Origin of the sequence: Pseudomonas sp. FH1 (genome assembly GCF_000510895.2) — a bacterium.
Classification (GTDB): Bacteria; Pseudomonadota; Gammaproteobacteria; order Pseudomonadales; family Pseudomonadaceae; genus Aquipseudomonas; species Aquipseudomonas azotoformans_A.
Genome location: NZ_AOHM01000055.1, coordinates 1 through 23,661, shown reverse-complemented (window position 1 = coordinate 23,661; position 23,661 = coordinate 1). Strand labels below are relative to the sequence as shown.

General features: G+C 58.0%; 16 protein-coding genes and 1 pseudogene. 3 read left to right on the top strand and 14 right to left on the bottom strand.

The genetic code is table 11. The features are described from left to right. Positions 1-734: 734 nt before the first annotated feature. From H096_RS17410 to H096_RS17395, 4 genes are all read right to left on the bottom strand, one after another. Positions 735-1,067 carry a hypothetical protein gene (locus H096_RS17410; RefSeq protein WP_033900342.1) on the bottom strand — a complete coding sequence of 111 codons (333 nt, stop codon included), beginning with the start codon at positions 1,065-1,067 and terminating at the stop codon, positions 735-737. Positions 1,068-1,167: 100 nt separating this feature from the next. Then, a complete protein-coding gene (locus tag H096_RS17405) occupies positions 1,168-1,899 on the bottom strand; it encodes a BRO family protein (protein ID WP_033900340.1) in 732 nt (243 codons plus the stop codon). A 28-nt stretch (positions 1,900-1,927) separates the two neighbouring features. Continuing rightward, positions 1,928-3,037 (bottom strand): ATP-binding protein, encoded by a 1,110-nt coding sequence (locus H096_RS17400; protein ID WP_051422091.1) that lies wholly within the window; start codon positions 3,035-3,037, stop codon positions 1,928-1,930. Positions 3,038-3,116: 79 nt separating this feature from the next. Continuing rightward, positions 3,117-5,810: a DNA-directed RNA polymerase gene (locus H096_RS17395; protein WP_051422090.1), complete on the bottom strand. Its 2,694-nt coding sequence runs from the start codon at positions 5,808-5,810 to the stop codon at positions 3,117-3,119. Between the two features lie 464 nt (positions 5,811-6,274). On the opposite strand from H096_RS17395, the gene H096_RS33960 reads away from it, so the two are divergent. After that, positions 6,275-6,508, top strand: a complete 234-nt coding sequence (locus tag H096_RS33960) for a DNA-binding protein (RefSeq protein WP_156717495.1) — start codon at positions 6,275-6,277, stop codon at positions 6,506-6,508. Between the two features lie 134 nt (positions 6,509-6,642). On the opposite strand, the gene H096_RS17390 is transcribed toward H096_RS33960, so the two are convergent. Together H096_RS17390 and H096_RS17385 are read right to left on the bottom strand one after the other, a co-directional pair. Then, positions 6,643-7,599 (bottom strand): DUF2815 family protein, encoded by a 957-nt coding sequence (locus H096_RS17390; RefSeq protein ID WP_241495515.1) that lies wholly within the window; start codon positions 7,597-7,599, stop codon positions 6,643-6,645. Then, on the bottom strand, positions 7,596-8,804 hold the full coding sequence (locus H096_RS17385) for a tyrosine-type recombinase/integrase (RefSeq protein ID WP_241495514.1): 1,209 nt from the start codon (positions 8,802-8,804) through the stop codon (positions 7,596-7,598). Before H096_RS17385 ends, H096_RS17390 begins: the two co-directional genes overlap by 4 nt. 206 nt (positions 8,805-9,010) lie before the next feature. Between H096_RS17385 and H096_RS33955 the strand changes: the two are divergent. Next, positions 9,011-9,148 (top strand): annotated as a pseudogene (locus tag H096_RS33955) (LysR family transcriptional regulator); the annotation flags it as partial. Between the two features lie 314 nt (positions 9,149-9,462). Next, positions 9,463-9,753 (top strand): DUF3077 domain-containing protein, encoded by a 291-nt coding sequence (locus H096_RS17380; protein WP_033900338.1) that lies wholly within the window; start codon positions 9,463-9,465, stop codon positions 9,751-9,753. Between the two features lie 45 nt (positions 9,754-9,798). Here the strand turns inward: H096_RS17380 and H096_RS17375 are convergent, their stop codons facing one another. The 8 genes from H096_RS17375 to recC form a co-directional block, all read right to left on the bottom strand. Beyond that, the gene (locus H096_RS17375) at positions 9,799-10,746 is read right to left on the bottom strand and encodes a LysR substrate-binding domain-containing protein (protein ID WP_033900336.1); all 948 of its coding nucleotides are present in this window, start codon (positions 10,744-10,746) and stop codon (positions 9,799-9,801) included. Next, a complete protein-coding gene (locus H096_RS17370; protein ID WP_033900334.1) occupies positions 10,746-11,606 on the bottom strand; it encodes an EamA family transporter in 861 nt (286 codons plus the stop codon). Before H096_RS17370 ends, H096_RS17375 begins: the two co-directional genes overlap by 1 nt. A gap of 260 nt (positions 11,607-11,866) precedes the next feature. Beyond that, complete coding sequence (locus tag H096_RS17365) at positions 11,867-12,358, bottom strand: OmpA family protein (protein ID WP_033900332.1); 492 nt, start codon at positions 12,356-12,358, stop codon at positions 11,867-11,869. A 4-nt stretch (positions 12,359-12,362) separates the two neighbouring features. After that, the gene (locus H096_RS17360; protein WP_033900330.1) at positions 12,363-13,625 is read right to left on the bottom strand and encodes a diguanylate cyclase; all 1,263 of its coding nucleotides are present in this window, start codon (positions 13,623-13,625) and stop codon (positions 12,363-12,365) included. Further along, on the bottom strand, positions 13,622-14,197 hold the full coding sequence (locus H096_RS17355; protein WP_033900328.1) for a YfiR family protein: 576 nt from the start codon (positions 14,195-14,197) through the stop codon (positions 13,622-13,624). The genes H096_RS17360 and H096_RS17355 overlap by 4 nt, the downstream gene beginning before the upstream one ends. A 142-nt stretch (positions 14,198-14,339) precedes the next feature. Further along, a complete protein-coding gene (gene recD / locus H096_RS17350; protein WP_033900326.1) occupies positions 14,340-16,409 on the bottom strand; it encodes an exodeoxyribonuclease V subunit alpha in 2,070 nt (689 codons plus the stop codon). Next, a complete protein-coding gene (gene recB, locus H096_RS17345) occupies positions 16,406-20,080 on the bottom strand; it encodes an exodeoxyribonuclease V subunit beta (RefSeq protein ID WP_033900324.1) in 3,675 nt (1,224 codons plus the stop codon). The genes recD and recB overlap by 4 nt, the downstream gene beginning before the upstream one ends. Beyond that, positions 20,077-23,529: an exodeoxyribonuclease V subunit gamma gene (recC, locus tag H096_RS17340; protein WP_033900323.1), complete on the bottom strand. Its 3,453-nt coding sequence runs from the start codon at positions 23,527-23,529 to the stop codon at positions 20,077-20,079. The genes recB and recC overlap by 4 nt, the downstream gene beginning before the upstream one ends. Between the last annotated feature and the right edge of the window lie 132 nt (positions 23,530-23,661).

The window sequence follows — 23,661 nt, the reverse complement described above, 5'->3', positions numbered from 1 at the left end:
GCCTCATTTTAAGGCTTGGAGGTGTCTACGAAACTAGGGGCGATTCAGCTCAGCCGATACAGCGTTGTTCCACTCCGATGGTCTCTTTGACTCCACGAGACCAAGTGTTTGGTGAATCTCATTGAGACTCCATCGCCCATCTATGCCCGCGTTAAATGTGTGACCTTGAATAACAATAGGAAGTAACTCAGTGTTGACACCTGCAATATTCATATGTGATTTCCTTTTGGCTGGACTTCTTGGCCGACCTCCTGACAGCCTCACAGCACCCCCATACGGGTCTACTGTCAGGTTCCAAGAAGTCCAACCAAAAGAAGCTGTGGTAAATAAAAGACACATAAGAGACGGTCGGGCCTATAAGGTGTCAGTAATGGCATGAAGTCGATCAGGACCAGTTTTAGCTTTGTTCCAGGCATAGAGATGCCGATTTCTTTAAGCTAAAGAGAAGTAATATTAAAAGATCAAAGCAACGATTGACTTTAAGACCCTTCAAAACCTTAAAGCCCCCCCCCCTTCTGCACGCCACATATGTAAGGAGCCCACCCCTGTAGTGACCACATGAAGATACCGTTATAAATCCCCAGCCGTAGCCCCTTATTGAGGGCATCAGATTTAGAGTGAGTCATTGAGCTTGGCAACCGTGAACACCTTGCTTGGTCGCCTTGGTAATAGTTGAGGTTTTAAATTTTTAGCTTAGGCACCATTGTTTTGCGAAAGCGTACAGCGAAACTACATTACATCAGCGAGATATATTTCTTTCGAGTTGCGTCACAGTCGATACGCGCGGCAACCACCATCAAGAAGTCCTTCGCAATATACAAGGCTGTCTGCTTGCGGTTGCGCAAGTCAAGGTATTGGTATTCTCCACCTACCCAATATGAGCTGGCTTCGGCTTTCTTATTAAACCACCGCACCAAGCCACCATCGCCGACTTCTTTACCAACGAGTCCAGCGTCTGCAAGCTTCGTGAAAAGAGTCATGAGATCACGGTGAATGAAGCGGCGTGGTCGGTTTGTGAGTGCGGCCATGTCGAGCGATGTAACAGTGTGGAGCGTCGGATGGGTCATTATGGTTCTCCAAAGCAATGTGTGAGAGTGTCGTCCTAATAGTGGGGGTTTTTAAATCCATTCATGCACACCGCATAGGCGCCTTGGTTTATGTGTTTCTTCAGAAAATCCATCGGAAACCGTGCCCAAGGCCGTTTGGTTGACCCATATAACTCCGTCTGCAACTTACGGGCGTCGGTAGCGTTCCACAGGTCCAATAGGGCCACTTCGAGCTTACCATCACAGCGGCCTTCAGCTTGTCCGCTACGGGAACGCTCAGCTTCTGCATGTCACACAGCTTGATCAGTAGCTTGCGGTCGAAGTGACGCCACACGAACTCGGTGTGTACTTCAGGGCATAGGTATGTGCTTACAGGGTTTGGAGTGCTTTCAGCGCTGGTGATAGCTGGGCGAGTCATCAGGATTTCAATGAGGGACTTCAGCTCCCCTACTTCTCCGCGCAGGGTCTTCAGTTCATCCATAACGCCGATGGCGATGGGGTTCGTGGATTCCTCAGCGTTGTACTTACCGGTCTTGCGGATGGTCGGTAGGACTTCCTCTGTTACCCACTTGCGGAACGGCTCAGATGCCTTGGAGTGACCGCGAAGCAACATCTGATAGACGCGGGGTTCATCAAACATCCATGAGGTATCCGGGATGGCTCTGCGATCCCTAACTAATTTCGTTAGGGGTAGGTCGCCAACCTTTGCCTTGAACCCGGCCTGAATTGGTTGAAAGTTTTGAACGGCCATGCTCGGAGCCTTCAAGCCAGCCGCACGGGCCACCTGAGTCGCTACGAACAGTAGGTCGTGATCAGGGTGGCCGGTGAGTACGTCCAGTTCGATCCCCCCCATGAAGTTACAAACGCTGACTCTCTAAAATCTAACCTAAACCCTTAAGCCGATCCATTGTTAATACTTCCGAAGTAAAATCAACCTTTACCGGCATACGAATATTAGCTGCCCCAGGCAATTGATCAGACAATATTCGAATATCAAACGCCTTGAGCGTAGGAGGTGGATTAATTAAATATATGCTTGACGTACACTTGGTTTCCCCCGCTTGGATTTTACCAAGATTAAACGTAACCATCTTCTCCGTGACTGTCGAACTCACAATATAACTAACCGCACCCCCATTAGTTGCATACGGACTCACTGATCCTTGCCCTGAATTACGATGACGCTCAGGCCTACTCAGCAATGCAGAGCGCCCCTTAAAACAGGTATTTGGTGAAGTGGGAATAGACAAAATAACTTTCACATCATCCGCAAACTGGTCACCGTTATTGGTAACCTCAAGAGATAGCAAGATCTTACCGCGATCCTCTTGCAAGTACCTCGCCATCTGCTTATTAAATTGAGCGTTATAATTTTTTTCTCTGTAATCGGTATACTGTATTACTGGATACTGCTCAATAGGCAGCAATTCGAAACCGCTATATTGAATCAAGAACTCATCAGACGCATTAAAGCTCGCATCTACAATTCTTACTTTTAGTTTTGGCGAAGGAGCTGGTATTTGCGCAACCCTTGCGGCGCCCATTTCTGCTATCTCGGACAACTTCGCAATAGCTGTGGATGAACCACGACGCACATAAGCTGTATTAGCTTCCACTCTACCGTACTTTTTCCCAATATAAACCGGGCGATCTTGCACAGGAATGGTATAGAGGCCGAGCTTTAGCCCTTTGTATTCTAATGAGCGGTAGGAAAAGCTTACAGGCCGAACTGTCTTCCCATTGATAAATTCCTGTAAGCGTGAGTCATCAATATGCGTATCGTCCCCCACAGGTTCTCCTGCATCATTCACGCCAATTAAAATATAAGCCGTTTCTGTACGCCAAGCGTTGGCAAATGCCAGAATATCTTTAAGCAACTCTGATTTTTGAATATCATCAGCGCCTGAAAACGGGTATTGCTGAACCTTGTAATCAAGCGTTACACCCTCACCCCTGTATAGTAATTCTTGTATTAGCTTATCGTCGCTCATCAACCTGTCGCTTCCTGTACTTAACAAGGGCTATCCATTTACTATTGTATGCGTGGCATCCTTACAAGCTCAATGCAGACTATGCGAAAGCAAACTGGCTCTCAAGGATCTTCGTGATGTCCAAGGACCCTTTACCGGGAATCGCTGGCATCTTTTCAAGCTGGGTCTCGTGGAGCTGCTCCATAAACTGTTCCCGGAAGTCGTCCAAGACATCGTTCTCGGTGTACGTCTCAACCATCGTTTCGCGCACTGCTTTGAACATCGCCCCGGCCTTCGCTGGGATGGTCCCGAAGCTGTCATGGATCAACGCGAAGAACTCCACGCCGTAGCTTTCAGACGCCTTAACGACTGTCTTACGCAGGTGCGACCCGTCTTGACTGTGTACGAAGTTCGGAGAGATACCCGACTCCTGTTTGGCCCCGTCGATTTCGTTGGAATCCCGAACGTTGATCGTTGAGCGCAAGCGAGCAGCACCCAGGAAGATCAGGTCGACCCGGCGTTGCACAGGCACCATGTATTCCTGCCACACAGGGAACCCGTCAGGCGTCACCCAGTACACAGGCATGCAAGGCTTCAGGATTTCGGGCTCGGGGTTCTTCTTGGTCTTCTTGGTCGCTGTGACCTCAGAGGCCAACAGCTTGGCCGCTTTCTGTAGCCAGTTCATCGCCTCAACGGCTGCTACTACTTCCTTACTCACAGCGTCCCAAATATGGATAGCCATATAGCGGGCACACTGTTGTGCATCGGGGAACCACTGAGCGCCATCACCGTTGTCTATTGCTGGCTGGATGATGTCTTCGCGCACCTGATCGGTGAACCCAAAGGTCTTGGAGCCATACGCCAGGGTCATTACGGGACGCTTAGTAACACCTCGGTCAATCCCATAGCCCAGCCATCCAGCGGCCAGGGTCCTGGTCCCAAGTACGCGCCGCTCGGTAATCTCGCCGGTCTTCTTGTTGGTGATCGTCTCTACGCTGTCGTCAGTGCCCTCAGTGAGGTCTTTACGAACCTCAACGTTCACACCGTCAGACACCAGTCGATAGATGTCCTGAACGGTCTCGGAAGGCAACAGGTTCACTGCACGCCCGCCCCGCTCGTCTTTGAGCATCGCAGAGAAGTGTTGGATGCCAGAGCAAGACCCATCGAACGCGATAGGTAGCGCCGACTCCCACAGTTCACCGTGTTCAACCACACCGGCCCACTCAAAGCAGAACGCCAGGAAGCAGAAAGGACTGTCCATCTTGGTCCACTCAGACTGGCCCAGCGGGTCACGAGCAATCTCAAGGATTAGCTCTTCGTTGTCCTCTACCCACTTCTTGCGCTGACCAAAGTCGACCTTATCAACGCCTGCGCAGTTGGCCCCGTGGATCTTCAGCCACTCAATGCCGTCCTTGCCTACAGGCTCCGCAATGGAAGCCATCAGGAGACCCTTGGTTAGGTCATTGCCTTGTGGGTTGAACGAAGGGATGGCGTAAACACGGCCCCGCCAGTCGAGGTTGTACGGGAAGTAAATGGCCTCGTATTCAGCGAACTTTGTGGCCTGCTCTACGATGAACTCATAGGACAGACGGCGGCTCACTCGGGCCCGGTCCTTGCGATACACAGTTGAAGCGGCTTTCTTCCAGGCCTTGAGAACCTCGGGGTCTTCGTCAATGTTCGCAGGCTTGACCGGCAAGGCTTCTTTGTCGGCTGTAGGAAACTTGTCGATTGGAACGTGCTTCCACTGCATCACCTCCTTGGCGACTTCGAGAACCTTTGCGTTCACCTTCCAAGCGGACGCCTGGGCGATGTTCACGGCCTTGTAGACCTCGGGCATCGACACGTCCTTGTAGCGCTGTAGAGCCTTCTTCGAGCGGACCCGAATCAACGGCACAGGCTTACGGCCCTTCGCCCAGTAACCACCGCCAATCATTCCGGTCCACTCGCGGGGCGGTACGATCATCGGCTGGTAGCGCGGAGTAATCTCAGCCAGTGCGTATGCACGGTTGCATAGCTTTTCGGCCCACTCAGGGGTCAGGTAGATGAACTCACCGTCAAGCTTTGCGTTGCCTGCATGCTCCCGCTTCATCTCGACCAACTGAGTGGACTCAATGAGCAGTTCAAGAAGCTTTACGCCGATGTGAAAGGTGACGTAGTTGTCCAAGGCGTCCCAGGAGGTCCACTTAGTGGTCAGTTCATTAGCGGCCATCATGTGGGCCTCTACTTTCTCCATGAACTTAATTTTGTATGTGTGTCCGTTACGTTTGTTCAGTGCTGGGCGAATACGCTTGTTGAAGTGTTCGGCCTCCTGTTCACGGATACGGCCAAAGCGCGCCTCTTCTTCAACAGCCTTGCCGACCGCTACTGAAACTTGCTGAACGCTCAAAGGCCCCTTCTTAGCGACCATATTGAGAACTGTCTTAACGGTGATTGCCGCGACGTTCTCCGCTTTAACCAGTTGAAGATAAGGCAAGCCAATGTTCTTTCGCTTCACTTTAGTTACCTGATGCTCAACCCAGTCTTCGAACGCCTTAGCCATCAAAGGAATCAGGGAGGCCAACACAGGCTTAGCTGTAGCGTTGTCAGCGAACTCATTGCGATCAATAGAACGCTCAAGGACTTTCTTAAAGTGATCCTCACCCAGCGTATAGGCTTCATGCTCAAGACTTAACTGAGACGCTGCAAGGTCGGGACCATAGATATTAGAAAGGGTCTCATAGGCCCATGAAGAAACATCAGTGATTGCGCTAAAGTCATGCTTCGTTAGTTGGATGGTTTGGCTTTCTGCGGACACAAGAATCCCTTAGAGGCCACTTGGGCCTCCAATAAGTTATGAAAGTTAGTTACTTGGATGATTTACAGAATTGAGGGCGTAGAGGGTCCTTAGAGGGGACTTAAAGAAGTCTCTAAGTTAAAGGCTCATAGAGTGGGAACAGCAGGGCTGCTTTCAGTGAGGGGTTTTAATCTGGTGGTGGTTTTGCAATCCGTCTGTATAACTCGTGGCTGAGTCCGGAACCGCGAAAAACCGAACTGGGTTCAGTAATTGCTAAGGAGCGGTAGTACCACTCGGTGTAGGCAGGAGTGTGGTGTGGGAAAGCATCTACTGTGGTCATTTGAGGTGTCCTTCCGAGCTGGTAACTTGGTGCTACCCGCGTTGATGGCTGTGATAGCATGGGATTATGAAAGCTGTTTATGATCGCAATATGTACAGAGTACATGTACTATTTACACAAACCAACTGCTTTCTGAAGGGAATTTATGAATATTGCTGAACGCGCTGCACTGCTACTGGGGCGAGCGCAATTGAGCGACCTGGCAGGCGCTGGGGATGTTCCGTATGTACGCTGGCAGAATGTTAAGCGTGGTCGGGCACGAATGGGGTTGGAAGAGATAGAAATTTTGGGGCGCGTGTTTCCGTCGTATCGCTGGTGGCTGCTGACTGGCGACGGCGGTAAACCGAACGGGCCGTTTGAAAGCCCTGTAGATATCTGAAGGGCGACCCTGTGTAATTAAGTTCGACTGCTGGCGGTGGCTGGGTCCTTCAAGCCAACCTCACGGGCTACCTGGGTTGCTACGAACAACCGCTCGTGGTCAGGGTGTCCCGTGAGGATGTCCAGCTCGATCCCCTATGGCAATTGTAGGTCTGACCTCACGTAACCGCCCTCGACGGCCTCAGCACCCCAGCCATCATCGGAATCAGGTTCAACCAGCTTAATCAGCATTACGCTGTCGAGTTGCAACTTTACGGAAGCACCAGCCACAGCAGTCCAGACATACGGGAACAGAGTGAACTTCACTTTCAACTCGGAGCCGCCAGCAATGGCCGGAACGTTGTCGATGCTATTGCCCTTCGAGTCCACAACCTTCAAAGGCGACGGTTTGTTCTCTTCGGTATGTCTGTCAATGCACGATGCATACCGAATGATTCTGAAGGTCACAGTACCGTCATCGTTGATCACGAAAGGCATATCACCCTCATAAGGCAACAGAGGCTTCCTACCATGTGCAACCACTGGTGGATTCTTTTTGTGTTCCGCCAGGAGCTTCCTGTAGTTGGCTTCATGCACCTGAACTATCTCTTCGACCAGAGGCCGAGCGTCCTCACCGGGAACAGTAAGGTTTGCTTTCCACAGACCACGAGGATTGCCAAGCCCCTGCACAGGGTTGCCGTAGTCCGGTTTTTGAATTGCGCAGTCTGGTCCCACTACCCCGCGAGGCGTGAAGTAAAACTTCTTTCGAGGGGCCGTGGTGACTGGCTCTTTGTAAGAGGTAGGACGCAGGGTCTTATCAGCTCGATACGCCGCCGTCGACACATCACCATGAAACTCAGACAAGCACCTCAGCGAGATTTCTTCCGCGCGCGCTCTTAGCTGTTTCCATGAAGCCACTGGTTTCCTGAAGTGGAACTCAGAAAGTCGCCGTAAGATATCCCCGGTGATGCGCGAAGCTAATGCATCATCTGAGGTACGTAGCGAAATACTGAAGCAATCGGGCTTGGCACCCCGTGGCCGCAAACGCAGATAGCAAATCCCTTTACGCTTGTAGTGGTACGGGATAGCCAGAACGGTTTCTAACGCATTCAATCAACGACCTCTCGTTTGAAAACTTTCTTCAATAACCCCGCCAGCGTCTCAACGGGAACCCCTGAGCCGTAGACATCAAAAGTTATCGTACCGGTAGCGTGCCCCATTACGGCCTGGGCATGCGTGGTGGGAACACCATGCTCCTGCATAAGGGACGCCAGCGAGTGACGTAACGAGTGGAACACCAAGCCCCGCGCATAGGAGTCTCCCAGTGCCTCAGGGATGGCTGTCTGGTTAGCCCATTCTCCAGCGGGTCTATATCCAATCTGAGCCAGTGCGTCCGCTCCTGCAAGCCTGCACGACTCTACATATCGCAGGAATGCCGCAAGGTCAAAACCGTAGGCCCCGTCTGTCAGTGGTATCAAACGTTCGCTACGCTTGTTCTTGATCGTCTTCCCCTCTCCCACCTCATTGATGTGAATGGCCGTAATGCCTGTGCCCAGTGTCTGCACGTCACCTACCGTCAACTGAGAGATTTCATTGAGACGCCCGCCAGTGATTGCCCCCAGACTTAGCAACCAGCGCTTCCAAGAGGTCTCAGGGAACGTATTCGCGTAAGCAACGATCTTGCCCACCTGATCCTGTGAGAATGCCTTACGGGTCGACTCAAGCCCCTTCGTGAACTTCAGTTTCTTGTCGTATGACTTTTCGAGGTGACCATTCTCAACAGCCCAGTTCAGGACAGCAGAGAGCTTCATGAGCATCTGGTTAACCGTTGAAGGCTTACGAGTCGTCGCAAGGGTGTCCCGAAGGCCCACAAGGTCTTCTCGTGTGTGTACCCGTAGATCCAGGGAGCCCAACAGCTCAATAAGAACCCCATGCGTGAACTTGGTGGTACTCAGCGTTGACGCTTTCTGTTCGCCTGAACGGTCCTTCAAGTACAAAGCTGAGAGGGTCTCAAAGGTCAGCCTCTGTACAGATTGAGGCGGAGACACGCCAACTACTGGTTTACGCCCGGAAGCACTCTCTACGAGCCTCAGAGCCCCCACGACACCGAGACCGCCACCACTCGCCCCTGTGTGTAAGCCGCCCCACTGCTGAGCCACATCACCGCCTGCAAGGACTTCCTCAGAGACCGCCCGAAAGTGTTCTTTCAGCTCGTGCCATGTCGCGCCTGGGGTCTCCCGGTGGAACACCCTAACGAGTTCCGAGAGAAGGTCTGATGCGTCCATAGCTTCCCGGCGACTGCTGGTCTTGAGGGACACCGAAGCGAACTCTGTGGTGGCGCCTGTCGCCCTGAGACGCATGTAGTAAATACCGTTGCGCCTGAAGTGGTAGGGCTTGGCGAGCCTCGTAGCTGGCCTCAAGGGACCTGTAGGGTTTGGCCCAGGGCTTGTAACAGTAAGACGCTCTGTAAGCTGACTCATAACGGTTTAACCCTTTAATCATTGGGAAAAACCTGTGTGCCTTGCAGTTCTGGATGTATTGCCGGGAGGATCTGAGGAAGTTGAAGCGGATTACGTTGTTGTGGGACTACATCAGGGAAGTGACGGAGCAGAATCAGGGGTTGTTGATGGGGGAGACCAGGGAGATCAGGTTCGCGGATTAAAGGGCCATCAACGATGATTCGCTTTAATTTGCAGGACGTTTCCTAGAGAATCTCCGGCCTATTGTGCCTTAGGGTTCGAGTCATTAGCCTCCGTACTTCGCTGACATCAGCGAACGGGTTTAGCGACCCGAACCCGGACACAGCCTCCAACGGCAAGCGCTTCATGCTCGTCGTTGTCGTGTTATGGCGGCTGTGCGTGGGAGACCTTCGGGTCTGCCGGGTCCTGGGTCCGGTTCGCTAACCTGCGTACAGCTGCCACCCTTTCATGTTTAGCGACATGAGTGGGTGGCTCCCTAAACTCCCAGGTATAGATCATGACTAAAATCGTCCCCGACCCACCGCTTTCTTCCATCACCACCCTCGGCGTCGTCACCTTCGGCGATTACGGCGAAAACGAAAAACCCCTGTTCCGCGTCAACGCCGGCATGCCCATTGAGGAAGCGTTAGAGCACGCCTCCACCTTGCTTTTCTACTCCAAGAAACTCGCGATGGAAGCCGCCATGGATGTACGCGGCGAGCAATACGCGTGGGCCGCGCATTACCTGTGTGAGATGGGCAAAGCCGTGGTCGATGACCTGACGCAAGCGATGACGCCAAGCCGTTAAGCGATCACCGCTCGAATGCGGGAGGAGCCCTGCTCCTTCCCACATTTAAACGGCGGTGGTCCCGGCTATTTGCGGATACCGAGCCCGAACTTCGCGCAGGAACTCGCCCGCACGGGTCTTGAGCCATTCAATCAGCCGCGCAATATCCGGCTCTGACTGTCGCCCATTTCGACAAATGATGTAGTAGGCCGCTGGGGACATCATTACGGGGCTTTTCAACGCAACCAATGCACCGTTTTCCAATTGGTCATACACCAACGCAGTCCTGCCCAGCGCAATCCCTGTGCCCTTTACCGCCAGACTGATCGCCAGGCTCGAATCCGGAAATCGAGGCCCATGGTGATAAGGCGGCGTTGGCAGGCCCTGAAACGCAAACCAGCTTTCCCACCCCGGACATACCTGATCGTCCACCCGATGAATCAGCGGGTGTTGGGCCACATCCCCCGGCGCGATATCCCCCTTCAACCGTAGAAATTCCGGCGAGCAAACGGGGAACACCGCGTCACGCATCAGCAGTTCAACATGATGATCCGGGTAATCGCCATACCCCATCACCACCGCGACATCGTATTGATGCGCTTCCAGACTAGTGCGGTTGATGTCAGCACTGGTCAACACCAGATCAAGGTTGAATGAGGCCTCAGTGTGAGAGCCGTGCATCCTGGGGATCAGCCATGTCGAGCAGAGCGAGGACGTGCATGAGAGGTACAGCGGTCGGGATTTTGCGGGGTTGAGTGAATGCAAGACCCCATCCAGCGCCTTGAAAAATCCGTCGGTGACCGGCAACAAAGCCTGCCCTGCGGACGTCAGCTTGACGCCGCGCGAATGCCGCTCAAACAACTGCACGCCCCACCACTCCTCCAGGCCTGCAATTTGATGGCTGATGGCGCTGGCGGTGAGGTTAAGCTGCGACGCCGCACGCGCAAAGCTACCGGTTTGCGCAGCGCTGACGAACGCTTGAAGCATCGGAGTGGGAGGCGGACGCTGGGCCATCAGGTGCTCACTTTGATCAAGATGATCCCGCAAACAATGACGAATGCCGAAAGCATACGTCGCCAACCGAACCGTTCGTGAAAGAACAGCGCGGCAATAATGGCGCCGATAATAACACTGGTTTCCCGCAGCGCTGAGACCTTGGCCACCGCGTCCAGCGACAACGCAAACAACACCAATCCGTAAGACGCCAGGTAAAAAACACCGCCCAACAGGTCGCCCAACAGGCCGACTCGCCAATGCCCACGTATCGCACGCATCAAGGCCAAACGCTCCCTGGAAAACGCCAGCACCGGGATCGGAATGCTCTGGAATACCGTCAGGTAGATGATGTATTGCAACACCGTTTCACTGGCTCTCACGCCTTTGGCGTCCACCACCGTGTAAGCCGCGATAAACGCCCCGGCACACACCGCCATCAGGATCGGCTTGAGCATCTGCGCCGTCATCCTGCGCACACATGTCAGGCTGATGATGCCCACACAAATCAACACCACACCCGCCAGCGCCTCGCGTGACAATTGCTCATGCAACATAAAGGAGGAAAACAGCGCGACCAATACGGGCGGAATCCCTCGCATCACCGGGTACACCTGCCCGAAATCACCCGTTTCGTAGGCTTTGATCAGAAATAACCGATAGACCGTATTGAGTCCCACGGAGACGAGGATGTAGCCCCACACCTCCAGGCTCGGCACGCTGACAAACGGCAACGCCAACAGGCATATCACCAGCGCGGTGCCATCCACCATGGCCAAGGTCATGAAGCGACTGCTGCCGGCGCGGACGACAGCGTTCCAAGTGGCGTGCATGAAGGCTGAGATCAAGACCAGCGTGATCGCGATATCGGAGTTGTCCATGGGGCTCGGCTTGTGGCTGTTATCGGAGGATTTGAATGATGAGCTTTGGGGCGACTCAGAGCGGCCATTTAACTAAGCCGACTTCGTGCGAAAAAGCGAAACCTCGTCAGCCTAGCCATCAACATTCGTCATGGCAGAGCTTTCCTAACGAGCCATTACTTCGCGAACGCTGTTTCAGGCACACCGCAACAACAACTGTGGGAGCTGGATTGCCAGCCCCCACAGTTGATTGGGTTTCAAGTTGAGATGGGGGCAGTGACTCAGTCCGCAATCACCACAATCGACACCCGCCGATTCTCCGTGCGCCCCGCCACCGTGGTGTTCGGCGCCACCGGCTCGCTGCTGCCCAGTCCGCGCAGCTGGATGTTCTCTTCCTTCATGCCCACACCGGTCAACACCGCCGCCACGCTTTTTGCGCGGCGCAGGGACAGTTGCTGGTTGTAGGTTTCCTTGCCGGAAGCATCGGTGTGGCCGTCAACGCGCACGCGTTCGATGCCGACGCCCAGCAGGGCCTTGCCGATGCGTTGGACGATGTCGGTGCTGGGTTGGTTGAGGGTTTCGACGTCGCTGCCGAACAGCACTTTGCCGGACAGGCCGAATGCCCAGCCCTCGTCGGTCAGCTCAAAGCCTTGTTGCTTGAGGACGGCCACTTGCGCCGGGGTCAGCCCTTTGGGGGGCGGCGTCTGGCAGCCGCCGAGGGCGAGCAGTGCTACCAGCAAGGTGATAAACATGAAACGCGCGGTCGTGAACAAGGGATCAACTCCTGTGTTGAACGTTGACGACGGGGTTATCCGACTCCGCCGTTTGCTGGCCGCCCGAGGACAAACGCTTGGCCTGGTACATCGCCGCGTCGGCGGCATTGAGCAAGGTGCCAGGGGTGGCGCCATGATCGGGGTAAATGGCAATGCCGATACTGAGGGAGGTCAACACCTGAGTGTTGCCGGGCACGGGGATGGGCCGGTCCATGCTGGCGATGATCTTGTCGGCGATGCGCTCGGCGTCTTCCGCCTTGTGCAATGGCGCCAGCAGGATGGCGAACTCATCGCCGCCCAGGCGTGCCACCAGGTCATCTTCACGCAATTGCGCACGCACACGCTCGGCCACGGCGACGAGGACGGCGTCGCCGGCAGCGTGGCCAAAGCTGTCGTTGATCTCTTTGAAGCGGTCGCTGTCGAGGTACAGCACCGCCACCTGTTCCTTGGCCTTGGCCGCACTGCGCAGGGCGCGGATCAAACGGCCTTCGAAGAACGCACGATTGGGCAAGCCGGTGAGGCTGTCGTGGTTGGCCTGGTGGGCGAGGGATTCGTTCTCGCTTTGCAGGTGGCTCTGCCAGGCTTCCATTTCGCCGAGCAAGGCGTTGAAGTCACTGCCGAGGCTGTCGAGTTCGGCGATTTGCGCCGGTGGCACGCGGCGGTCGAAATCGCGCTCGCTACGGGCGGCATGGGCCACGGCGGCGAGGCTTTGCAATGGGCCGGTGATGCCACGCAACAGGCGCCGCGCCAGGTGCAGGGCAACCCATGCGCTGAGGGCGGTACAGATGAGGATCCCGGCCAGGCCGCTGAGCAGGAAGCGCAGCAGGCTACCGCCGTGGCCGGTGAGATGAATGCTGCCGATGGCTTTGCCTTGATGCAGGATCGGCTGGCTGATGGGTTGTTCGAGCAGGGTGTGCGCCAGCTCCAACTCGACCCGCGAGAGCATGCCGGTTTCCGGGCGTATCCACTTCGCCAACAGCTTGCCATTGGCATCGAAGACTTCGGCCTCGGCCACTTCTTCGGTGGAGGCAATCAGGCTGAGGGCTTCAGTGGCCGCCGCGCTGTCGTTGAACACCACCGCCGCTTCCACGGTGTAGTTGATGGAGCGTGCGATCAGGTGCAGGTTGTGCTCGGCATAGACCCGCAGCGCCAGTACGCCAAGCAGGGTCAGGGAAACACTTGCCAGCGTCACCGCCACCAGCGCCAGGATCATGTGCCCGCGACCAATGACGGAACGCAGGGTCGGCCGCGCTTTGACGGCTGTCATGACGCAGGCGCTCGGCGGCGGGACAACTGCAGCACGCTCGGGTGAATGCGCACGCCGCTGCGGGCGACGGAGTCGAGGTTGACCTCGAACGACACCTGCTCATCGCTCACCCGCAGGCAGAACAGACTGCCCACGGTGCATTGGTCGCCGCCTTCGCTGATGCTCAGCACCGGATGGCCGATCAACGAGGTGAACAACTGGCTGCGCTCATCGGCGCTGAGCTTGCCGATGTACACCGCGTCGCACGCATTGACGATATCGGGATGGCTGGCCAGCAGGCGCTGCACCACCACTGGGCGGCCGGTGGCTTGGGTGGTGCCTTTGATCAGGTCGTCGGTGTATTGGGTCGGCCCAACGATGCACAGGCGCAATTGCGCAGGTTCGACCGGCCAGCGCGCATAACTGAGGATACCCAGCACCACTTGGGTGACGGCCTGCGCACGCTGGGCGGCAACGCCCGCAGGGTCGGGCGCCTGGGCGAAAGCGTGTGGCGCGAACACGCACAGGAACGCCACCAGCAGCATGCGTCTCCAGCTCAAACTGCGCTCTGTGGGCGAGACAGCCACGTTCATGCAGCGATTCTCTCAGGTGTTTTTTAGATGATGCCGCAACGATAGCACAGCGGCGGAAAACCCCGCGAAGTGTAGGTCTTCGCAGGGGCCGCTATTTTTCCAGAAAAATCATGCGACTGAACCAGAAATCTGGCATGACCTATCAGTCAGTTTTTTCCGATTCGTGACCCAGCTCCAGCATCAACCCACTCAAACGCTTGACCTTGCGCCTGACGGCCTCCTCAAACACGCCGCCTCGGGGCTCGATCAGGCTGAACCAGCGCTTGGCCCGGGTGATGCCGGTGTAGATCAGCTCTTTGGTGAGCACCGGGTTCAGCGCATCCGGCAGGATCAGCGCGGTATGGGTGAATTCCGAGCCCTGGGATTTGTGCACGGTCATGGCGTACACGGTTTCCACATCGTTCAGACGGCTGGGCAGCACAAATCGCACACCGCCTTGGCCGTCGTTGCGTGGGAAGGCCACGCGCAGCACCTGGGGGCCGCCGTCGCTTTCGGGCAGTTTGAGCGCGATGCCGATGTCGCCGTTCATCAGGCCCAGGCCGTAATCGTTGCGGGTCATCAGCACCGGGCGGCCTTCGTACCACTGCTCGTCGCCTTCGATCAGCCGCACCTTGCGCAGGGCGGCGGTGATGCGCAGGTTCAGGCCTTCCACGCCCCAGGGGCCTTTGCGTACCGCGCAGAGCAGTTGGAACGCGTCGAAGGCTTGCAGCAATTGTTGCGCCCAGAGGGTCCAGGCCTCACTTTCACGCGGCGTATCCGGCGATGGGCGGGCGCTCTGCAACAGATTGAGGTAATAGCGATAGCCCTCGGCATCGTCGCCCTGCCCGTCCAGCACCAGGCGTTCGAGGGCGTGATCGTGTTCGCCCTTGAGGCTGACGCAGAACAGGTCAGCGTGACTGCGCGCGGCGAGCAGTTTGCGCGCCTCATCAGCGTTTTGCTGGTTGACCCAGCGCGCCAGTTGACCGATGCCACTGCCTTCGCCGAAACGTCGCGAGTAACGCAGCATCACCACTTGCTGGGCCAGGGGGTGGCTGCCGTCGAGGTCTTCCTGCAGGCCGCTGGCGCTGAGGTCTTCGCCGCTGACGGCTTGCAGCCATTGGCGGGTGTCGGCGTTGTAGAAACCGGCTTCGGCGTCGCGGCACAAGTCGCCGAGGACGGCGCCCGCCTCTACCGACGCCAGTTGGTCCTTGTCACCCAGCAGCACCAGGCGTGCATGGCGCGGCAAGGCGTCGAGCAGGTTGGCCATCATTTCCAGGTCGATCATCGAGGCTTCGTCCACCACCAGCACATCCAGGGGCAATGGATTGCCGAGGTGATGACGAAAATGCCGTGTGCCTGGGCGACTGCCCAGCAAGCGGTGAACGGTGGTGACCTGGGTCGGGATTTTTTCCTTCACGCTGTCCGGCACTTTCAGCGACAGCACTTGTTGGCTGATGGATTCGGTGAGGCGTGCGGCGGCCTTACCGGTGGGGGCGGCCAGGCGAATGCGCAATGGGCTGCCGGATTCCACAGCCGGCGCCTGCAACAGCGCGAGCAGGCGCACCACTGTGGTGGTTTTGCCAGTGCCAGGGCCGCCGGTGACGATGCTGAATGCGCCGCGTGTGGTCAGGGCGCAGGCGAGTTTTTGCCAGTCGATCACACCGTCAGGCGGCGGTTGATCGAACAGGCTGTTCAGGCGCTGCGGCAAATCGCCGGCCACGTTTTCCTGGGTGGCAAGACGCAGGCGCAAGGCGCTGTCGATGCGCCGTTCGTAAGTCCAGTAGCGGCGCAGGTACAGACGCTTGCCGGACAGTACCAAAGGACGACTCTGCGCGGATTCGCTGCCATCGACCGCCAACGCCACCAGGTGACTGGCGGCCAGTGCGTGGCACCAGTGGGCGCCGTCCAGGCCTTCCAATAACTGCGACGGCAACAACATGGCGCCGGTTTGCAGATCGCCCTCTGGCGGCAAGGACAGGGCAAAATCCGGCGCCTTGAGGGTTTCGAACAAGTCGAGGCAGACGTGACCATGGCCCAATTGGTGGCTGGTCAGCGCGGCGGCCAGCAGCACCAGCGGGTCGGCCTGAGGGTCAAGCTCGTGCAGGAAACCCACGAAGGCTTTGTCCAAGGCACGCAACCAGCCACGGTCTACCCAGCGCTCCAGCAATTGCACCAGGTCGGCGGCGCGGCTGAGGGGCATCAGCGCCTCCAGCGGTAGCGGCGACAGGCTCATAACAACACTCCTTGTTCCCAGGCGGGCTCAACCTTGGGCGGGATGGGCTTGCCCTGGAACAGCAGGTCCAGGCCTTCGATCAGTTCCCGCGGCGGTCGGGTGAAATACGCGCCCTGGCTCGCGGACTGCGTGCCCCGCAGGAAAATGTACAGCGCGCCGCCGACATGCCGGTCGTAGTCGTAGTCCGACAGGCGCGCCTTGAGTTGGCGGTGCAGGGCCAGTAGGTAAAGTACGTATTGAAGGTCGTACCGATGATCAAGGATCGACTGCTCCATGGCATCCAAGGTGTAGGCCGAATCGTCGGGGCCCAGCCAGTTGGATTTGTAGTCGGCCACGTAATAGCGGCCATCGTGTTCGAAGGTCAAATCGATGAAGCCCTTGAACATGCCGTTGAGCAGTACAGGCTCGGCGGTAACGCGGGAAGCGCCGTTGTGGGTGAATTGGCACACCAACTTGTCGACGGCGAGTACGTCAACCTTGTGGCTGGCGAACCAGAACTCCATCTCGATCTGGTACTGCTGCAAACCACTGAGGGAGACGTGACCGTTATCCACAGGCAGTGGCGCTTGCAGCAGGTGGCCGAGCCAACTGCTGAGGGTGATGATCCAGCCTTCCCAGTTGCGCCGGTTGCAGCGGGCGCCCACGGCTTTTTCGATGGCCTCGGGCGTAACGTTGAAGCCGTCCTCCCCTGCCCATTCCAATAGGCCGTGGAGGAAGGTCCCTGGGTTAGGACCGCGTGGGAAACGGTGAATATCGCCGCCGGACGCCGCCACTTCGCGGGGTGCATCGGGGTCGAGCCGTTCGTCATCGAACAACTTCTGGGCCTGTGGACTTTCCGGTGCTTCGAGCGGGGCGGCGCTCATGCTGTCGCCAATGCGCAAGGCGCTGTAGGAAGCGATCCACCAGTTTTCCGCAGCCTTGCGCTGGGGCAGGAGCGGCGCTCGCAGCGTGGCTTCGTTGCGTGGTGGGTGGAAAAGGATGTCTTGCGCTTCGGGCACCTGGGCGTAGTTGATGGCGGTGCAACCTTCTTGAAGGTCCAGGAGCCAGCGTGCCAAGCCGGCGGACTCACCCAACGAGGCGCCTGCACCGAGCAAGTAGCCCAGCGCCGACAGGTGCAGCACGGAGCTGTTGCTGTTGCCACGCTTGAGGTCGGCGATGCCTAGCCAGCAGGCGTGCTTGGCGCGTGTCAGGGCGACGTAGAACAGGCGCAGGTCTTCGGCCAGACGCTCATTGTCTGCCTTTGCGATCAGCTCAGGCGTAGGACGCAGGCTGACTTGGGATTTGCCGGTTTCATCGTGGTAGTGCAGCGGTAAGCGGCTGCCATCCACCGGCTTGGCTGAACAAATGAACGGCAGGAAAACCAAGTCGTATTCCAGGCCTTTGGATTTGTGGATGGTCACGACCTTGACCAGTTGCTCATCACTCTCCAGGCGCAGGATCTGTTCTTCACCCGCCTGACCAGAAAGTGCCAGGTGTTCGGCCAGATGGCGGATCAGTGCCTGTTCGCCGTCCAGTTCCGATGCGGCCTGTTGCAGCAATTCGCTGAGGTGCAGCAGGTTGGTCAGAACACGTTCGCCATCACTGCGCGCGATCAGGGTTTGCGGCAGTTTGAAGTCGTGAAGCAGACGACGCAGCATCGGCAGCACGCCTTGGTTACGCCAAATCACGCGGTAGCCACGGAACTGCATGACGCGGCTTTCCCACGCCAGTTCGTCCTGGTTCAGACGCTCCAGCTCCGGCAGTGACAGATTCAGGGTGACGCAAGCCAGTGCGGCGCGCAGTGGGCGTTCCACATCCGGTTCGGCGCAAGCCTTGAGCCAGGCCAGCAGGTCGTGGGCTTCCTGAGCGGCGAAGACCGAGTCCTTGTCGGACAGGTAGACGCTGCGCACGCCACGGGCGGCCAACTCGGCGCGCACGGCCTGGGCCTCCTTGCCGTCACGCACGAGAATGGCGATGTCTGACGGACGCACGCCTTTGAAGCTGCCGTCCGGTTGTAGGAAGCCTGCGCTGCCCTGCTGCCCGCCGTTGAGCAATTCAACAATGTGCGTGGCACAGGCCGCCGCAAGTTGCTGACGATACAGCCCGTTGGAAACCGGCTGGTCAGTAGGCAAGTGCCAGAGGTTCATGGCTGGCAGCGTTTGGCCATTTACCTGCAATTGTTCTTTACGTCCCTGGGACAGTACCGAGTGGAACGGCACCGGGTTTTCACCATTGGGCTCGCGGAACAGGAATGCGCCGCGACCTGTTTCCGCACGCTGGAACACGTGGTTCACCGCCTCGACCATCGCGTGGCTGGAGCGGAAGTTGGTGCCCAACGTGTGATGACGGCCAGTGGTGGACTGACGGGCGCGCAGGTAGGTGTAGATATCGGCGCCACGGAAGGCGTAGATCGCTTGCTTGGGGTCGCCGATCAAGAACAGGCCACTGTCGAGGTGGTTTTCTTCGATGCGGTAAATGCTGTCGAAGATGGCGTATTGCACCGGGTCGGTATCCTGGAACTCGTCGATCAGGGCTACCGGGAATTGCTCGCGGATCACACTGGCCAGGCGTTCGCCGCCGTCGGCTTGCAGTGCAGCGTTGAGGCGGATGAGCATGTCGTCGAAACCCATTTCGGCGCGACGGCGTTTTTCTTCTTCAAAGCGTTTGCCGACCCAGCCGGCCGCGTGTTGCAACACGGCGGCGTCGGGGGTTGGCAGCGCATCAAGGGTCGCCTTGAGACCGGCCATGGCGTCGATGCCAGGATGCTGCGGCGGCTCGCCCTTCCAGGCTTCGGCCATGCCGTCGGGCGTCAAGCGGGTGAAGCCGGTGCCGATGTCGAGCTGTTCGAGGGTTTCGTCAGCGGCCCAGGCACTGATCTTTTCGAACCAGGGCTCGAAGTAACGCGCTTGCATCTTGCGGCCGTCGACAGCTTTGGCGGCCACGGCTTGCAGACAGATGTCGCGCAGCTCGGCGGCCCATTGTTGCCAGGGCGCCTTGATGGCGGTCAGCGCTTCGCGGCGCTCTTGCAGGCAGGCCGTGATCAGCTCTGCGGGCTCGCGGGCTTCATCCGTGGCCCGTTCGCTGCCGAACAACGCGCGCACTCGCGGCATCAATGCGGCGGGGCCACCCCAGTTGCTGCGCACCCAATTGAGTGCGTCGTCGTGCATCGGGTAGCAGAACAGTCGCCAGTAATCGCGCAACACTTCACCGAGCAAGTCGCTGTGATCGGTTTCCAGGGTTTGGGTGAACAGGCTGCCGCTGTCGAAGGCGTGTTCGCGCAGCATGCGCTGACACCAACTGTGGATGGTCGAGACGGCGGCTTCGTCCATCCATTGGGCGGCGATGTCCAAGCGGTTGGCGCAGGCGGGCCATTGTTCGAGCGGGTATTCGTCGCGTAGATCAGCGATCAGAGCGTCGGGCTGTTCAATTTCTTCGCGGAAGAAGCGTGCTGCTTCAGCCAGGCGGATGCGGATGCGTTCGCGCAGTTCTTTGGTGGCGGCATCGGTGAAGGTCACCACCAGGATTTGCGGCGGCAGCAGTTCGCGACCAAAGCCTGATTCATCGCCACCGTGGCCGAGAACCAGGCGCAGGTAGAGGGCGGAGATGGTAAAGGTCTTGCCGGTGCCGGCGCTGGCTTCAATCAGCTGGCTGCCTTTGAGCGGGAAGGCCAGGGCCAAGGGTTTGCTGGTCATGTGCCGGCCTCCTCGCCTGTGAGTGATCGCCACGGGGCGTTGAGCAGCGGGCGATACAGGGTTTCGCACCAACCTTCGAATTCTTCGCTGGCGATGAGCGTGGCGTAGTCGGGGAATTGCCGGGTGAGCGCCGGGGTTTCGCGGCGTTCGCCATCGGTAGTCAGGCCATCGCCTTCGTAGGCTTTGCTGGCCGCCGCCTGGGCCTTGGCGGGGTCAGTTTGGCTGAGCCAAGCGAAAGCGGTTTTGACGGCGACGGGTAAGGGTTGGCTCATGCCGGTATGCCAGGCCAGCAATAGGTTACCGAGGATTTCCTGGGCATTGGTTTTATCCAACGGCGGCAGCAGCAGGGTGTCATCGCTGGCCACCAAGCCGGTGCTCAGCGGCAGGCCGCAGGCGCAGGCAACCACGTGATTGACCCAGGGGCGAATCAGGCGATGCCACTTGCGGGTCTTGATCGAGCCGATGCTGTTGGGGATGGTGGTAACGCTGAGCAACCCGCCATCGCTGCGTCGATGCAGACCACTGATCCAACCTTCCAACTGCACGCCATTATGCTCAAAACTGACCGGTTCGGCGCCGGTGTGCGGGGTGGGCCAGAGGACGAGCAGTTGCTGATAGCGTCGCAACAGATCGGGTAACGGTTCGATCAGTTCGTTGCGCAGGCATTCGCCGAAACCGACCATCGGCAACAGGCCACTGCCTTGCAGGCGCAGGGCCTGGGCGTTCAGGGCTTGGTCGAGATGATCGGGTTGGGTGAGTGCGGCGCTCAGTAGACTGTCGCTCAGGCTGTAGCGTTGCAGGGCGTCGAGAACGAAGGGTTCTTCGTCGGCCAGTGGCACTTCGGCGGCCTCGAAGAACACTTTCAGGCGTTGGCTGAAGAAGTGTTTGACCGGATTGCGCAGGAAGTCTTGAAGTTGGCCAAGGCTCAGGGGTTCGTCCTGTTGATGCGGCGTGAGTCCGTCTTCTTTCAGGCTCGCATCCGGCGTTTCGTGCAGCAATTGCCACTCACGGGCGTAGCTGAACAGCGCGTCGCCTTCATGGAAGTAACGGGCGCTGAACGGTTGCAGTGGGTGCTCTTGTGTCATGGCGTCGATCAGCGATTCATCGCCATTAGCGTGGTGCCAGCCGCTGGAGAGGTGATCACGCAGTTGGCCGATGAGTACCGACGCAGGGCGGTCACTGTTATCGCGGATGCTGCGGCCCACCCAGCTTATGTATAGCTGGTCGCGGGCTGACAGGAGTGCTTCGAGCAGCAGGTAGCGGTCGTCTTCACGCCGTGAGCGGTCGCCGGGGCGGTAGTCGCTGCCCATCAGGTCGAAGTCAAGCGGGGATTGCGCGCGCGGGTAATCGCCATCGTTCATGCCGAGCAGGCAAACGAGCTTGAATGGGATCGCTCGCATGGGCATCAACGTACAGAAATTGACAGCTCCGGCGAGAAAACGCTGGGAGAGGCGACCTTGGTCCAGACCTGCGAGCCAAGCTTCGCGGACTACGGTGAGGGGTAACTCGTCCTGCAGGCCGACGGATTCGCAGGTTTCCAGCCAGGTTTCCCTGAGCTGTTCGAGTTGGCCCAGGAGGTAGTCATCGTGTTCGCTGCTGGGCAGGAAGAACAGTTGCATCAGGCGTTGCAGGCGCTCACCCCATTGCGCAGGAGCCGCAGGTAGCGACAGTGCTTGATGTGCGTCGTTGAGTGCGTCGAGCAAAGCGACCAGAGGACCAATGAGCGCTGCGTCGAGGCCACCGATTTCATCGTAGGGCTCGATACCCTCACACGCTGCGCCGGTGCCTACGGCGTAACCGAGCAACATGCGGCGCAGGCCGAAACGCCAGCTGTTTTGTTCCAACTCTGCTGGCAGGCCTAGGCCGGCACGTTGTTCGGCGTTGAGCCCCCAGCGGATGCCGGCGCCTTCGATCCAGCGATGCAGCGTCGGCAGGTCGCGCTCCTGGATGGCGAAGCGTTCGCGCAGGGCCGGCACGTCGAGCAGGTCGAGGATCTCGCTGACCGGGAAGCGGCTGTCGGGCAGTTTCAGCAGATGTTCGACGGCGATCAGCAGCGGGTCCCGGCCGCGTTGGCCCTGGTCGGTCAGGGTGAACGGGATGAAGCGTGGGTCATTGCGTTCGAGTTGGCCGAACACGGCGCGGATATGCGGCGCATAGCTGTCGACATCCGGGACCATGACGATGATATCTCGCGGACGCAGCGAGGGGTCGGCACTGAAGCGTTGGAGCAGTTGGTCGTGCAGGATTTCCACTTCGCGCTGGGCGCTGTGGGCGATGTGGAAGCGGATGGAGGTATCAGGTTCCAGGTCGACAGCAGGCCATAGCTCGCGGGTTTCATTGAGTGGACGCAGTTCCAGGATGTCGTCCTGGAGCTGGTTGAGCAGTGTGGTGGGCTCGCTGTCGCTGAACAGGTCGATGCGGCCATCGCGGAATGCTGCGCGGTAACTGTTGGGGTCGTCGTAGCTGTCCAGCAAGCTGATGTAGTCACGGCCTTGTTTGCCCCAGGCGGCGAGCAGCGGGTGGGCGTGCTGGTGCAGGGTTTGTGGGTCGATGGTGACCGGCATGCCGGCTTTACGCGCTTGGCGCTTGTATTCGTTACGTAGCAAGTCTTTATCGGCGACGATGTCAGACCAATGGTGACGGCAGGGGTTGTGCACGCAGAGCAGGACTTGGCTGAATCGCGCGAGACCGGCGAGGGCTTCCAGTGCCTGGGCGGGCAACGAGGAGATGCCGAAAACAATGACTCGGGATGGCAGGCCCGCGGGCGCTGTTTCCAGTGTATTGATGCGCTCGATAAAACGCTGGTGAACGCCGGCGCGGCTTTCGGCCATGCCTTCTTCACCGACATCCAGCAGCAGTGCGCGCCATAGTTCGGCTTGCCAGCAATTGGCCGGATTGAGCGGTTTTGACTCGCCTCGACCGTTGCGCAGTTGGTGGCGGCCGGCAGCCCAGTCTTCGAGCCAATCAGCGCGGTAGACCTGATATTGGTCGAACAGGTCAGCCAGGCGCTCGGCGAGTTGGTAGCGTTTACGCAGATCGGTGTCGTGGGTGAGAAAGCGCTGCAGCGGCTCGAAGTGCGGTTGATCGATAAGCTCCGGCAGCAGGCGCATGAGGCGCCAGGTCAGCGGTGCTTTATCGAGCAGGGACTTGGGCGGAATTTCATCTTTGCCTAAGACCATGCGGTAGAGCTGCCACATAAAGCTGCCGGGCAGTTGAACATCGATTGCTGCGGCGATGCCGCAACCGCCCATGTCGTCCTCTTCCGGATCTTCGGCCAAGGCCAGCTTGAGCCACTGGGCGATGCCGTTGCTTTGGACTAGGGCGATTTCGTTTTCCAGGGGCGCGAGGGGATAGCGGCGCATCCAACTGACCACCAGGCTGCGCAGTTCGTCCAGGCGGTTGCCGTGAACCACCATGAATCCAGGGCTGAGGGACGTCGCATCCGGCATAACGGCTTCCTTGGGAAAAGCAAAAATCGAGGGTGCGACTTTAGCACTGTGGGCAGTTGTTGGCGGAATTGGGATGTTAGCTGTCTTTTCGACCGCCCAAAACAAAACCCCATCTGCTTTCGCAAATGGGGT

Excerpts from the sequence above, each read along its gene's own strand:
- H096_RS17360 (WP_033900330.1), bottom strand. The coding sequence starts at position 13,625 with ATGACAGCCGTCAAAGCGCGGCCGACCCTGCGTTCCGTCATTGGTCGC.
- H096_RS33960 (WP_156717495.1), top strand. The coding sequence starts at position 6,275 with ATGAATATTGCTGAACGCGCTGCACTGCTACTGGGGCGAGCGCAATTG.
- H096_RS17375 (WP_033900336.1), bottom strand. The coding sequence starts at position 10,746 with ATGGCCCAGCGTCCGCCTCCCACTCCGATGCTTCAAGCGTTCGTCAGC.
- recB (WP_033900324.1), bottom strand. The coding sequence starts at position 20,080 with ATGACCAGCAAACCCTTGGCCCTGGCCTTCCCGCTCAAAGGCAGCCAG.
- H096_RS17400 (WP_051422091.1), bottom strand. The coding sequence starts at position 3,037 with ATGAGCGACGATAAGCTAATACAAGAATTACTATACAGGGGTGAGGGT.
- H096_RS17410 (WP_033900342.1), bottom strand. The coding sequence starts at position 1,067 with ATGACCCATCCGACGCTCCACACTGTTACATCGCTCGACATGGCCGCA.
- H096_RS17355 (WP_033900328.1), bottom strand. The coding sequence starts at position 14,197 with ATGAACGTGGCTGTCTCGCCCACAGAGCGCAGTTTGAGCTGGAGACGC.
- H096_RS17405 (WP_033900340.1), bottom strand. The coding sequence starts at position 1,899 with ATGGGGGGGATCGAACTGGACGTACTCACCGGCCACCCTGATCACGAC.
- recC (WP_033900323.1), bottom strand. The coding sequence starts at position 23,529 with ATGCCGGATGCGACGTCCCTCAGCCCTGGATTCATGGTGGTTCACGGC.
- recD (WP_033900326.1), bottom strand. The coding sequence starts at position 16,409 with ATGAGCCTGTCGCCGCTACCGCTGGAGGCGCTGATGCCCCTCAGCCGC.
- H096_RS17370 (WP_033900334.1), bottom strand. The coding sequence starts at position 11,606 with ATGGACAACTCCGATATCGCGATCACGCTGGTCTTGATCTCAGCCTTC.
- H096_RS17380 (WP_033900338.1), top strand. The coding sequence starts at position 9,463 with ATGACTAAAATCGTCCCCGACCCACCGCTTTCTTCCATCACCACCCTC.